Annotated in this window: 9 protein-coding genes and 1 tRNA gene; 5 read left to right on the top strand and 5 right to left on the bottom strand. The window is 70.4% G+C overall.

Annotated elements, in window-relative coordinates:
* Positions 1–4 precede the first annotated feature (4 nt).
* Positions 5–1,510 carry an L-lactate permease gene (locus IEX89_RS15075; RefSeq protein ID WP_188914074.1) on the top strand — a complete coding sequence of 502 codons (1,506 nt, stop codon included), beginning with the start codon at positions 5–7 and terminating at the stop codon, positions 1,508–1,510.
* Here the strand turns inward: IEX89_RS15075 and IEX89_RS15070 are convergent.
* The 3 genes from IEX89_RS15070 to IEX89_RS15060 all read right to left on the bottom strand — a co-directional run bounded on the left by IEX89_RS15070 (position 1,465) and on the right by IEX89_RS15060 (position 6,542).
* Positions 1,465–2,394, bottom strand: a complete 930-nt coding sequence (locus tag IEX89_RS15070; protein ID WP_188914073.1) for a DMT family transporter — start codon at positions 2,392–2,394, stop codon at positions 1,465–1,467. The genes IEX89_RS15075 and IEX89_RS15070 overlap by 46 nt on opposite strands.
* 84 nt (positions 2,395–2,478) lie before the next feature.
* Positions 2,479–3,567 (bottom strand): outer-membrane lipoprotein carrier protein LolA, encoded by a 1,089-nt coding sequence (locus IEX89_RS15065; RefSeq protein WP_188914072.1) that lies wholly within the window; start codon positions 3,565–3,567, stop codon positions 2,479–2,481.
* A gap of 110 nt (positions 3,568–3,677) precedes the next feature.
* Complete coding sequence (locus IEX89_RS15060; RefSeq protein ID WP_188914071.1) at positions 3,678–6,542, bottom strand: FtsK/SpoIIIE family DNA translocase; 2,865 nt, start codon at positions 6,540–6,542, stop codon at positions 3,678–3,680.
* A 171-nt stretch (positions 6,543–6,713) separates the two neighbouring features.
* Here IEX89_RS15060 and IEX89_RS15055 point away from each other — a divergent pair, with 171 nt between their 5' ends.
* On the top strand, positions 6,714–8,948 hold the full coding sequence (locus IEX89_RS15055; protein WP_188914070.1) for a pyrroloquinoline quinone-dependent dehydrogenase: 2,235 nt from the start codon (positions 6,714–6,716) through the stop codon (positions 8,946–8,948).
* A gap of 4 nt (positions 8,949–8,952) precedes the next feature.
* Positions 8,953–9,180, top strand: coding sequence for a DeoR family transcriptional regulator (locus tag IEX89_RS24785; RefSeq protein ID WP_210317646.1), 228 nt, complete (start codon positions 8,953–8,955; stop codon positions 9,178–9,180).
* 132 nt (positions 9,181–9,312) lie between these two features.
* Here IEX89_RS24785 and IEX89_RS15045 read toward each other — a convergent pair.
* Positions 9,313–9,388, bottom strand: a tRNA-Ala gene (locus IEX89_RS15045).
* A gap of 198 nt (positions 9,389–9,586) precedes the next feature.
* On the opposite strand from IEX89_RS15045, the gene IEX89_RS15040 reads away from it, so the two are divergent.
* Complete coding sequence (locus IEX89_RS15040; protein ID WP_188914069.1) at positions 9,587–9,877, top strand: YggT family protein; 291 nt, start codon at positions 9,587–9,589, stop codon at positions 9,875–9,877.
* A 587-nt stretch (positions 9,878–10,464) separates the two neighbouring features.
* Positions 10,465–11,445, top strand: a complete 981-nt coding sequence (locus tag IEX89_RS15035; RefSeq protein ID WP_188914068.1) for a tyrosine-type recombinase/integrase — start codon at positions 10,465–10,467, stop codon at positions 11,443–11,445.
* 98 nt (positions 11,446–11,543) lie between these two features.
* On the opposite strand, the gene IEX89_RS15030 is transcribed toward IEX89_RS15035, so the two are convergent.
* Positions 11,544–12,846, bottom strand: a 1,303-nt coding sequence (locus IEX89_RS15030; RefSeq protein WP_188914067.1) for a porin, incomplete at its 5' end; no start/stop codon positions are given.

Below are 12,846 nucleotides of genomic sequence, written 5' to 3'. Positions count from 1 at the left end.
CTCCATGCAGGCGCTCGCGGCGGGAGCCCCGCTCGCAGCCATTCTCGCGCTCATGCTCGGCTGGCACTGGTCGGCGGCGAAGGCGGGGTCCGTCGGGCTCGCGCTGGCCCTCGCGATCGCGCTCCTGGTCTTCGGCTTCGGCGAGGCGGTGCTGCCCGATCTCGGGCCCGCGCGGGCCGTCGGCTTCTCCGTCGCGGAGGCGGCCTTCACCGCGGCGACGATCCTGTGGATCGTCTTTCCCGCTCTGTGCCTCTACGAGGCGCAGGAGCGCGCCGGTGCCTTCGGCGCCATCCGCGGGGCGCTGGCACGGATCTCGGACGACCCGCGCACGCTGGCGCTCCTCGTCGGCTATTTCTTCGCGCTGTTCATGGAGGGGGCGGCGGGATTCGGTACCCCCGTTGCGCTCGCCGCACCGCTCCTCGTCTCGCTGGGCTTCTCGCCCCTGAAGGCGGTGGCGCTCGCGCTCATCGGGCACGCCGCGGGGGTCAGCTTCGGAGCGGTGGGCACGCCGATCATCGCTCAGGCCGAGATCACGGGTGTGGATGCCGGCGCCATCGCCGTTCGGACGGCGGCGATGCACGCCGTGGCCGGCATCGTGCTCGTCCTCTTCCTCCTGAGGCTCGCCGCCGACGGGCCGCTGCGGCGTATCGACTGGGGCCTGGCGCTGCTCGCCGCGGCCTGCTTCTTCGGTCCCTCGCTCGCGCTCGCGGCGCTGGCGGGTCCCGAGGTGCCCACGCTCGGCGGCGCGCTCGTGGGGCTCCTCCTGTTCGCGCCGATCGCGCGGCGCATCGCCCCGCGGGGGAGCGCGCCCGGCGCGGAGGCGATGGATCTGCGCGCGCTCGCCCGTGCGGTCCTGCCCTACGGCGTGCTGCTGGCGCTGATTCTCGCCACGCGCCTCCTGCCCCCGGTGCAGGAGGGGCTTCGCGCCATCGCGCTCGCCTGGACCCTGGAGGGCGGCTTCTCGGGGCGCTTCGAGCCGCTCTACCATCCGGGTACGCTGCTGATGGTCGGCTTTCTCGTCGGCGTCGCCGCCCATGGCGGCGGCCTGCGCGACGTCCTCGCCGCGATGGGCGCGGCGGCGCGACGCCTCGTGCCGGTGGTGGCGGCGCTCTTCGCCATGCTCGCCATCTCGCGGATCATGGTCCATGCGGGCATGATCGGCACGCTCGCGCAGGCGGCCGCCGGAATCGGCCCGCTCTGGCCCGTTGCCGCGCCGGCGGTGGGCGTGCTCGGCACCTTCGTGACGGGCTCGGCCACGGCCTCCAACATCCTGCTCAGCGAGTTCCAGGCCGCCACCGCCCGCGCGCTGGCGCTGGACGTGACGCCGATGCTCGCGGCACAGAGCTTCGGCGCGGCGGTGGGCAACATCGTGTGCCCGCACAACATCATCGCCGGAGGCGCCACCGTCGGGCTCGCCGGGCGCGAGGGGCCGGTGATGCGGCTGACCGCGAGCGCGTGCCTCGCCTACGCGCTCGCCGGCGGCTTGATCGCGCTCGCCTTCGTGCGCTGAGCGGCGGCGCGGCCGCGCTCGATCAGCACGTTGCCGGCTATGGCCGCGACGACGAGGGCGACGCCCGCGATCTGGAGCGCGTCGAGCCGTTCGCCGACGACGAGCGCGGCGCCGAAGGCCGCGACCACGGGCTCGATGCAGAAGGACAAGCCCGTCACGACCGCGCTCGCCCGCGCCAGCGCCAGGAATTGCAGCGTGAAGGCGGCGATGAAGGTCACCGTCCCGAGCACCACGACGATCGGCGCGGCGAGGAGATCGGCCGGGCCCGCCATGATCCCGAAGGCCAGCGCGATGCCGAGGCTCGCCGGCAGCGTCGCCGTGTTGATCCAGAAGATCTTCGTCGCGAGCGGCAGGTCGCGCCCGGCGCTGCCGGCGAAGAACTGCGTCGCGGCGGCGATGCTGGCGGCGCCGGCGAGCGCCACGCCCCGCCAGTCGATGCCGGCGAAGGCGGGACCGACGACGCAGGCGACGCCGACGAAGGCCGTGATCGCCACGCAAACGAGGGGCGCGGTCAGCCGGCGCTTCTCCACGAACGGGCTCGCGAGCACGATGAGGACGGGGAAGGTGTAGAAGATCACCGCCGCCACCGTCACCGGCACGAAGACGATGGCCGAGATGTACGAGACGGCGACGCCGATGCTCGAGAGGACGAGCACGATCATCAGCCCGAACCGCTCGCGCGGGACGCGGATCGTCCAGCGCAGCCAGGCCGCGAGCGCGACGAGGCCGACCACCACGAGCGCGGTTCGCCAGAACACGAAGGCGACGCCGCTGATCCCCGCATCCGCCGCCAGCCGCGCGATGACTATGTTCGAGCCGTAGGACGTGGCCGAGCCCAGCGCGAGAGCGGCGCCGAGGAGCGACGGGGCGGGGGAGGGAGGCATGACGGGCTCGCGGATGCGGGCCCGGTTCGGGCCGAGGGTGTGTCTACCCCCTCGGCCCGCCGGAGGAAACCGCGGCGGCGCGCCTCAATAGGTGTCGTCGCGGTGAAGGCGCTCGTAATTGATCCGGAAGAGCCCCGAATCGAGCCCCGCATGGCGCTGGACGCCCGAGAGCGAGACGCGCGTCTCGAAGCCCTGCGCGTCGACGATGCGCCATTCCTTCAGCTCCGAGAGCCCCTGATCGAAGGTCAGGCGAATGTCGGAGCTCCCGGCGAAGGTGGTGCTGTCGCGCAAAAGCACGTCGACCTCGTCGCTGGTGCGCTCGACGCCGAGCACCTGGATGTCCTGCCCGAGCCGGATGCGGTCGCCGAGCAGGAATTTCAGCGGCGTCTGCGAGATCGGGTACATGTCCTGCGTGTTGAGCTGGCTGTCGCGCACGACCACCGAGCGGCCGTCGGCGATCACCTGGATGGTCGCCGGCGCGTCGTACTCGAAGCGCAGCCGGCCGGGCCGGTCGACGTAGATGATGCCCGTATAGCGCCGCCCGTCGCTGCCCACCTGCGAGAAGCGGCCGGTGAGCGCGTCGATGCCGTTGAAATAGGCGTTGGCGGCGGCGACGATCTCCGCATCCGTCGCCGGCGTCACAGCGGCGACGCGGACGGGCTCGGGCGCGGGGGCGCTCGCGGGCACCGGCGCGGCGGCCACGGGAGGGGCCACGGGCGCGGTAACGGGCGCCGGCGCCGCGGCGGGAACCGCGATCGCGCCGGCGGACGCGGTGACGATGGGAGCGGCCGGCTCTGGGGCGGGGCCGCGGGCGAGATCCGTCGGCGGGCGCGGCGGCAGGGGAGCGACGGCGGGCACGATCGGCGCTGCGGCCACGGGCGTCGCCGTGCTCGCCGCGGACGGCGCCACGGCACCGGGCACGATGGCGAGCGGCCCGCCGCCGGCGGCGCTCGGCACGCCTGGCGCGGGCGCGACGCGCGAGACCGCCATCGGCCGCGGCGGCGGCAGCACCTCTACGGGAACCGTCGGCGCGGCGACGACGGGCGCCGGGGCCGGCTCGGGCGCCGTGTCGCGGCGCCAGAAGAAGGCGTCGGCCTCTCCGCCCGAGGCAGCGAGCAGCGTGCCGGCGAGGAGCGCCGCGGCAAAGGTGTCTCTCGTGCGGGTGCGCGCCATGAAGTCTTTCTCCCCGGTCGAGCCCTCTGGAAGAGGCTCGTCCGTCGTTCCTGCGGCCCACATAGGCGTGGGCTGTGGCGAAACGGGGGCTCGGGCGCTCCCGTTCCGCGTCACGCGTCGTCGTCGTCCATGTCGAGGTCGCCGCCGGCACCCCCGCCGCGCGCGGGGCTCTCCATCAGGATCTCGCGCTTGCCGGCGTGATTCGCTGGGCCGACGATGCCTTCGCGCTCCATGCGCTCCATCAGCGACGCCGCGCGATTGTAGCCGATCTGCAGCCTGCGCTGGATGTAGGAGGTGGAGGCCTTCTTGTCGCGCAGGACGACCGCGACCGCCTGGTCGTAGACGTCCCCGCCCGGCTCGCCGAAGGAACCCTTGTCGAAGACGGCGCCGTCGTCCCCGCCGCCGGCGGCCGCGGCCTCCTCCTCGTCGAGGGTGACGGCGTCGAGATAGGCCGGGCGGCCCTGGCGCTTGAGATGCGTGACGACGTGCTCGACCTCGTCGTCCGAGCAGAACGGCCCGTGCACGCGGGTGATTCGCCCGCCGCCGGCCATGTGCAGCATGTCGCCCTGGCCGAGCAGCTGCTCGGCGCCCATCTCGCCGAGGATCGTGCGCGAATCGATCTTGGACGTCACCTGGAAGGAGATGCGGGTGGGGAAGTTCGCCTTGATCGTGCCGGTGATGACGTCGACCGAGGGGCGTTGCGTGGCCATGATCAGGTGGATGCCCGCCGCGCGCGCCATCTGCGCCAGGCGCTGGATGGCGCCCTCGATCTCCTTGCCGGCGACCATCATCAGGTCGGCCATCTCGTCGACGATGACGACGATGTAGGGGAGGGGCTGGAGATCCATCTCCTCCTCCTCGTAGATCGCCTCGCCGGTCTCGCGGTCGAACCCGGTCTGCACCGTGCGCGTGATCACCTCGCCGCGCTCCGACGCCTCGACGACGCGGGCGTTGAAGCCGTCGATGTTGCGCACACCGACCTTCGACATCTTGCGATAGCGATCCTCCATCTCGCGCACCGCCCATTTGAGCGCGACGACCGCCTTCTTGGGGTCCGTCACCACGGGCGAGAGGAGATGGGGGATGCCGTCGTAGATCGACAGCTCGAGCATCTTCGGGTCGACCATGATCAGCCGGCACTGCTCGGGCGTGAGCCGGTAGAGCAGCGACAGGATCATCGTGTTGATCGCCACCGACTTGCCGGAGCCGGTGGTGCCGGCCACGAGCAGGTGGGGCATCTTGGCGAGATCGGCGATGACGGGCTCGCCGCCGATGGTCTTGCCGAGGCACAGAGCGAGCTTGTGCTTCGTCGCCTCGAAATCGTGGGAGGCGAGGAGCTCGCGCAGGTAGACCGTCTCGCGCTTGGCGTTGGGCAGCTCGATGCCGATGGCGTTGCGGCCCGGCACCACCGCGACGCGGGCGGAGACGGCGGACATCGAGCGGGCGATGTCGTCGGCGAGCGAGATCACGCGGCTCGACTTCGTGCCGGGCGCTGGCTCGAGCTCGTAGAGCGTGACGACGGGGCCGGGGCGCACGTTGATGATCTCGCCGCGCACGCCGAAATCCTCCAGCGTCGATTCGAGCAGCGTCGCGTTCTGCTCGAGCGCCTCCGCGGAGATCGCGGGAGTGCCGGAGCGCTTGGGCTCGGCGAGGAGCTGGAGCGGCGGCAGCTCGTAGTCGCTCTCGTCGAGGAAGTTCGGCTGGGCCTCGCGCTTGATCCGCTTGCCCGGCTTGAGCGCCGTCACGGGCATCTGGACGCGCGAGGACGCCGCCGGCTCCTCCTCGAGCGGCTCGTCGTAGGCCTCTTCGTACTCGTCCTCCGGCTCGGGCTCAGGCTCTGGCGCGCGGGCACGCACGGGCTTCGCCGGTGCGGCCTGCTTCACGGGAGCCGGGCGCGCGGGCGCGGGGCGTGCCGGCGCTGGACGAGGGGCCGGCTCCTCCCAGGGCGCCTCGTCGAGCGCGTCGAGCGGCTCGTCCGCATATTCCTCGTCGTGGGTATCCGCGTAGGCGTCCTCGTCGTAGCCGTAATCGTCCGCCTCCGCCCGCTGCGGCGCCGGGCGTGGCGCGGGGCGCTGGGCCGCCTGCTGCGGGGCGGGGCGGCGGGGCGCGGGGCGTGCGGGCGGCGCATATTCGTCGTCGAGCACGGGCTCACGGCGATGGCTCGCGCCGGCGAAGGCGAAATCCTCGTCGCGGCGCGGCGCGGCGATGGCGGCGCGCACGAGGCCGGCGCCCCGGCGAACCGCGCCCTGCGCGCTCATGACGCCGTGGGCCACGGCACCGAGCCAGACGAGCGCACGGCCGGGATCCTCCTCGCGGCCGGGATCGTCGAGATCGTCGAGGTCGATGGGGCCGCGCCGGCGCGGAGCGGGCGCCTCGTAGGAATCCTCCTCGTCCTCCTCGGCATCGGCGAAGCCGTAGCCGCAGGCGGCGGTGAGCGACAGGATGGCGATGCCCGCGAAGACGAAGCCGACGAAGGCGGCGGCCGGACCGTCGGCGATGCCGGTGACGGTGCGCACGGCGCCGAGCAGCGCATCGCCGCACACGCCGCCGAGCCCCGTCGGCAGCGGCCAGCGGGCAGTCGCGGGCAGCGCGGAGGCGACGGCGGTGGCCGCGCCCGCGCCGACGACGAGGAGGCCCACGCGAAGCGCGAGACGCGGCAGCACTCCCGCACGCAGCAATTGCCAGCCCCACAGGGCCAGGGGCGCGATCAGCGCCACGGCGCCGAGGCCCACGAGCTGCATGACGAGATCCGCCGCCACCGCCCCGGGGAAGCCGAGGAGGTTGTTCACCGGCGCGTCGGTGGCGTGGTTGAGGCTCGGATCCTCCACGGACCACGTCGCCAGCGCCAGCGCGAGCGCCAGCGCCGCGGCGAGGAGCGCGAGCCCCGTCGTCTCGGCGAGCCGCCGGCGCAGGAACGCGCGCAACGCGTCCTTGAGCTCGTCGGCGGGGGAGGGGGCGCGGCGTCGTGCGGGCATGGTCCGATCGAGGCTGGTGAGAGACGACCCGAAGGGTAGGAACCCCGAGTTAAGGGGCGCTTAACCACGCCGCATCCATCGCGCGGTATCTCGTTTCACCGAGCAATGCGAGAAACTCTTCCTGTGCGCCCCGCGTTGGGCCCTCGCTGAACCAGAAGAGAAGCGAGAGCGATGCGCAAGCGGTATGTCCTGGTGTTCGTTCCGGCCGCTTGCGGCGCGGTGCTCGGTGCGCTGGCCTATTTCGGAGCCCATACCGGCGTCGACGGGACGCTCGGCGCGCTCCTGGCGCTGATCGGCGCCGTCGCGGTCGCGGCCGGCGCGCTCCTCGGCCTCTTCGCCCCGCTCGGGCGTGGCCTGCGCGGCGCCCTCGACGCGCTGCTCGCGCTCGGCGCCGTGCTGACCGCGATCGCGGCGTGGTTCCTGATGCAGGAGCTCTTCGTCCTCGCCATGGTGCTCGCGCTCCTCGGCCTCCTCGTGGCGCTCGTCATGCCCGCCTCGCGCAAGGCCGCGCTCGTGCGCTCCGCCCTCCTGCCGCTCGCCGCGACTCTGGCGCTGCCCGCACCGAACGCGGAGGCGCAGGCGCAGGCGCCCGAATGGTCGTCCTTCCACGGCGATCTCGCCGCGAGCAAGTTCTCCGCCGTCGAGAGCTTCACGCCGCAGAGCGTGGATCGCCTGGTGCGCGCCTGGGAAGTGCAGACCGGCGACGTCTCCGACGGATCGGGCGAGCTGCCCGCCACCGTCTGGTCGGCGACGCCGATCTACGCCAACGACACGCTCTATCTCGGCACGCCCTTCTACCGCATCCTCGCGCTCGACCCCGCCACGGGTGCGGAGCGCTGGTCCTACGACAGCCGCTCGACGCTCGAGGCGCTGACGCAGCCCGCCCTGAAGAATCGCGGCGTCTCCTATTGGGAGAGCGGCCGCGAAGGCGTCTGCGAGAAGCGCATCTTCCTGGGCACGATGGACGCCGAGCTGCACGCGGTCGACGCCGACACCGGCGCGCCCTGCGCGGACTTCGCCGATGGCGGCGTCCTGAACGTCAACCAGTGGAACGACGTCAACGACAAGTTCCCGTTCTCGCTCCTCCAGCCGCCGACCATCGTCGGCGACACGATCCTGCTCGGCTGGGCGGGGATGGACTGGGAATATTCCGTCGCGCCTCCCGGAAACCTGCTGGCGATCGACGTGCGCACGGGCGAGCTCCTCTGGGACACGGCGTTCATCCCCGAGGCGATGATCCCGCGCACCGGCACGGCGAACATCTGGACCGCGATGTCCGCCGATCCGGAGCTCGGGCTCGTCTACGCACCGGTCTCCTCGCCGAGCCCGAACTATTGGGGCGGCGACCGCACCGACCCGATTCCGCTCGCCACCTCGGTGAGCGCCATCGACATCGAGACGGGGGAGATCGTCTGGAGCTTCCAGCACGTGCGCCACGACATCTGGGACTACGACACGCCCTCCGCCCCGACGCTCGTCGACATCGAGCGGAACGGCGAGACGGTCCCCGCGCTCGTCCAGGCGACGAAGCAAGGCTTCCTCTTCGTGCTCGACCGACGCACGGGCGAGCCGATCTTCCCCGTGGAGGAGCGCCCCGTCCCCGAGAGCGACGCCCAGGGCGAGGTCACCGCGCCGACGCAGCCCTTCGCGGTCGTCCCCGCGCCTCTGAGCAACGCCCTCGAGATCCCGGACGTGTGGGCCCTCTCCGACATCATGTCGCTCGGCCAATGCTCCCGCGAGCGCGACCAATACCGCTACGAGGGGCTCTTCACCCCGCCCTCCGAGCAGGGGACGCTGATGTATCCCGGCACCGCGGGCGCGACGAACTGGGGGGGCCTCGCCGTCGATCCGCGCCGCGGCATCCTCTACGTCAATTCCATGCGCGTGGTGCAGCTGATCAAGCTGATCCCGCGGGCGGAATACGAGGAGATCGCAGGCGAATCGGGGGCCGAGCAGGGCTACTACCCGCAGGAGGGCTCGCCCTACGGCTTCCTCCTCACCGATTGGAGCAACTGGGCCGGCATTCCCTGCTGGGAGCCGCCGTTCGGGACGTTCTCGGCCATCGACCTCGCGACCGGCGAGCGGCTCTACGAGGTACCCTTCGGCATGGGCCAATATTGGGGCTTCTACGGGATGCGCGACTGGGGCACGCCGACCCTCGGCGGTCCGGTCGTCACCGCGGGCGGCGTCGTCTTCATCGGCGCCTCGATGGACGCGCGGGTGCGCGCGCTGAACGCCGCGACCGGCGAGGAGATCTGGTCGGACCGCGTCCACGCGCCGGCCGTCTCGATCCCCGCGATCTACACCCACGAGGGCGTCGACTACGTCGTCTTCGCGGTGGGCGGCAACCCGATCCTCAAGGACCAGGTGGCGGACCAGATCGTGGCCTATCGCCTCGGAGAGTGAGGGTTTGCCGTTGGCGCGGTGCACGGCCTCGCGCCGCGCGCCGCGGAACTCGCCGTCTTCCGAGGACACCCTCCGCCGCGATCTGCGCGCGCTCGAGCCGCAGGGCGTCTGCGAGGGGGTCCATGGCGGCGCGCTGGCGCCGCAGGCGCAGCCCCGACCGCAGCCGGTGCGGGAGCGCACGGCCGCCGCGGGTGAGCCACGCTGCTCTTCGATCGCCCCGGCGTCTCGGTGATGCTCGTCGGCGGGCGGGTCGGTCCCCATTCGGGAGCCTGCGTCGGTGGCGATACGGTGGCGGCGATCGCGCGCCTGCGGCCGGCTGCTGCGACGAGCTACGTCGCCATGGCGGGAAGGACGATGTCGGAACTGGTGGAGCTGAGGGGATTCGAACCCCTGACCTCTGCAGTGCGATTGCAGCGCTCTCCCAACTGAGCTACAGCCCCGACCGTTCGGGCCGGACGTGTCGGGCGGCGCTTGGGGGCGCCGCCGTCCGGGTGCGCGGTTGATAGAGGGGTCCGGGGCGCCTGTCAACGCTCTTCGCGCGGGCGTCGATCGCCGCGCCGCCATTGTTTCGCGCGGCGAAGCCCGCTAAACGAAGCGCGACGGTCCCGCGTACGAGGGACCCCGGACAGGACGGCTCCATGATCGCGCTCTTCCAAACGATCGACCTCGTTCTCGGCCTTCTGACCTGGCTGATCATCGGCTCGGCGATCCTCAGCTGGCTGATCGCCTTCGGCGTGGTGAACATGCGCAACGACGTCGTGCGCGCGATCTACGACGTGCTCAGCCGCCTCACCGAGCCGCTGCTGCGGCCGATCCGGAACATCCTGCCCAATCTCGGCGGGATCGACATCTCCCCGATCGTGCTCCTCTTGCTGATCTTCTTCCTGCGCAGCTTCCTGATGAACGACGTCGCGCCCGCCGTCCTCTGACGGGGCGTACGGCGTCGGGAAAGCCGGCTGGAGGGACTGCTCGCCGGCGCCGGAGGCGGCGCGCGGCCGGTTGCGCATGCGTGTGCCGCGCCGCTTCCGCGGGCTCGCCGCCGCGCACGCGTGCCTCGAAGAGATTGCATTTCGGCAACAAGCTTGACAGTGCAGGCGGCCGATCTGGGCGTTTGTGCACGCTCGTCTGTGTGGCATGAACGCCACGCAACCTCGTCTCACGCGTAGATCGTCATGTTATCAGCGCGGCGGAACGCCGCAGCTCGCCCACCTATATTCCCTGTCGTTCTTCTGACGGGTTCGTAAAAAGAAACTTTTGCGTGCAACTTCGTATTTATAAAGTGGGCGTGCGCATGCCTCGGTGTGCAGAGCAACCTCGATGCCTCGCCGCGCAGCTGTCCCGCTGCGGGAGGCTGGCCATCTATGACCCGTCTTGCGCGGGACGCGGCGAGGCCATTAGTCGGCGGAAGACGCGAACGGGTTGCATCCGGAGCGAAGAAGAGAAAAACGATCCCCGTCTCGAAAGGCCCCCACGGGAGGTGTAGAAAAGATCATGTAGTCCAGCGTGGATAAGATCGATGTTATCCGTCGAAAGAGAAAAATCGCTTCGCCGTGATGGTGCGAAAACGATCAAGCCGAAGTCGTTCGGGACGAGTCATTCCGTCAAGACGCTGGTACGATCTGCTCGACTTGCACCGAGCCGCGGATCGAAGGCGAAAACGCTGGTAGAGACCATCGAGCGCTTCTTCCGGGAAGCGACGGTGAAGAAGGGCACGCGCCGGACCTATCGCTCGAATGCGAAGAACTGGCTGTCCGCGTTCCCGAACCTGCGGCTCGACGAGATCGATCGCTCGACCCTCGCCCTCTTCGTCTCGCGAAGAAAGGAGCGCGGCGTCAGCGATACCACGATCCGGCGCGACATCGCCTTTCTCGGCACGGTCTGCTCCATGGCGATCGCGTGGGGCTGGCTCGAGACGAACCCGATCACGGCCCTGAGCAAGAAATTCCTCAAGGAGGCGCCGCCGCGCACGCGGTTCCTCACGCGCCGCGAGTTCGAGCGGCTGCATGCGGCGGCGTCGGAGACGCTGAAGCCGCAGCTCGTCCTGGCTGTGGAGACCGGCATGCGCAAGGAGGAGCTGCTCTCGCTCACCCTCGACGCCATCGACCTGAAGCGCCGGGAGATCCACCTGCAGGAGACGAAGACGAACTCGCCCCGGCGGGTCCCGCTCTCGGACGCGGCGATCGCGACGATCGCCGACCTGATCGCGAAACCGGGACGGCCGAGCTCGCGCTACCTGTTCTGCAAGCCGGACGGAACCCGGATCCTCTGCAACAAGAAGGGATTTCGAGCCGCGTGCGAGCGGGCGGCGATCATGGACTTTCGCTTCCACGACCTGCGCCACACGTTCGCGTCGTGGTGGGTGCAATCCGGCGGCGATCTCTACAAGCTCAGCCGTGTGCTCGGCCACCGCACGCTCCAGATGAGCGCCCGCTACGGACACCTGCGCACCGACGATCTCCACGAGGAGATGGAGAAGGTGGCGAAGCGCCGGGGGTGACCGGCGCTCCGCTCGTCAGACCGTGCGGCCATCACACATCCCGAAACGCGAAAAGCCCCGGCACGAGGCCGGGGCTTCCGTCGATCCGAAGTGACGGATCAGAAGTCGCGCTGGATGCGCAGACGGCCGGACCAACGGTCCGAGTTGTCGTCGGCAATGCCCGTCAGAGGATTGCGAACAGCGTAGTCCGTCTCGATAGCGGTGTACGCGACGTCAGCCGAGATGGTGAAGCGGCTGACGGGCGTCCAGTCGATGCGGGTGCCGAGCTGGTACCAGCTGTAGTCGACCGGCGAACCGCTCGCGAGGACGGTGTTCGCCGGCATGACGTAGCCCGCCGTCGGGTTGTTGATCTCGCCGTAGGCGCCCTGGATCGTCTGCGTGATCGTCGGAGTCCAGGTGTGGCGGAAAGCGGCGACCACCGCCCAACCGTCGGCCGTAGAGAGGCTCGTACCGGCAGCGTTCAGATAGGCGTCGTGCGTCGCCACGCTGAAGTCGCTGAACGAGGTCGGTGCGTCGACGTAGTTGATGGCACCGTCGGCATAGGTCGCCTGGAGCCACAGACGATCGCGAGCGCCGAGAGCGGGAAGAAGAATATCCACGCCGGCGCCGATGGCGAACCCGACCTCGTCGTCGACGCTAACGTCGGCGTTGTGACGCACCTGCTGCAGCGCGGCCATCACCTGCGCACCACCCCAAGCCTGCGCGACGCCGAAGGCGCCGACGAGGTTCGGGAGCTGCTGACCGCCGTAGCCGAAGCCGGCGATGCGGCCGAGCGGGTCGAAGATGCTGTCGCGCGATGCCTTGGCGTTCTCGACCGACACCGAGGCGAAGAAGCCGGGACCGAACGTGAAGGTCGCGCCCAGCATCTCGACCGTCGGGTCGTAGACGCCGTTGTCGCCGGACATCAGCTCGCCGCCCCAGAAGTTGAAGAACGAGCCGACGCGGCCGGCGGTGATGCCGGAGCCGTTCGCGAAGACATACTGGATGAAGGCGTTGTCAAGCGTGAACGAGCTGGTGCCGTCCGTGCTGTTGCCCTGCAGCCGGATGAAGGTCCGGAGCGAGTTGCCGTCGATCGAGGTGCGGTGATCGAGCTCGATCTGCCCGCGAGCGAAGAACGTGACGTCGTCCTGAACGCGAGCGATACCCGCCGTGTCGAGATCGTCGCTGAAACGATACTCCGCACGGACGCGGCCACCGATGCGCAGGCAGCTGTCGGTGCCGGGGATGACGAAGAAGCCCTCGTTTCCGAGATCACCCGGGCAAATACGAACGTACTCGACCGGCGCCGCGGCGCGGACCGGAAGATCGGCAGTCTTAGAAAGGCATTTTTGCTGGATCAAATCCCTTTCAGAGCAATGGGTACGGTTCGCAGCGATGCTTGCACGTTGTGCGCTTGCCAAG

The organism is Salinarimonas ramus, assembly GCF_014645695.1.
GTDB lineage: Bacteria > Pseudomonadota > Alphaproteobacteria > Rhizobiales > Beijerinckiaceae > Salinarimonas > Salinarimonas ramus.
Note: the sequence above shows the minus strand (reverse complement) of the source record. Positions and strands in the feature narration are given on the sequence as shown.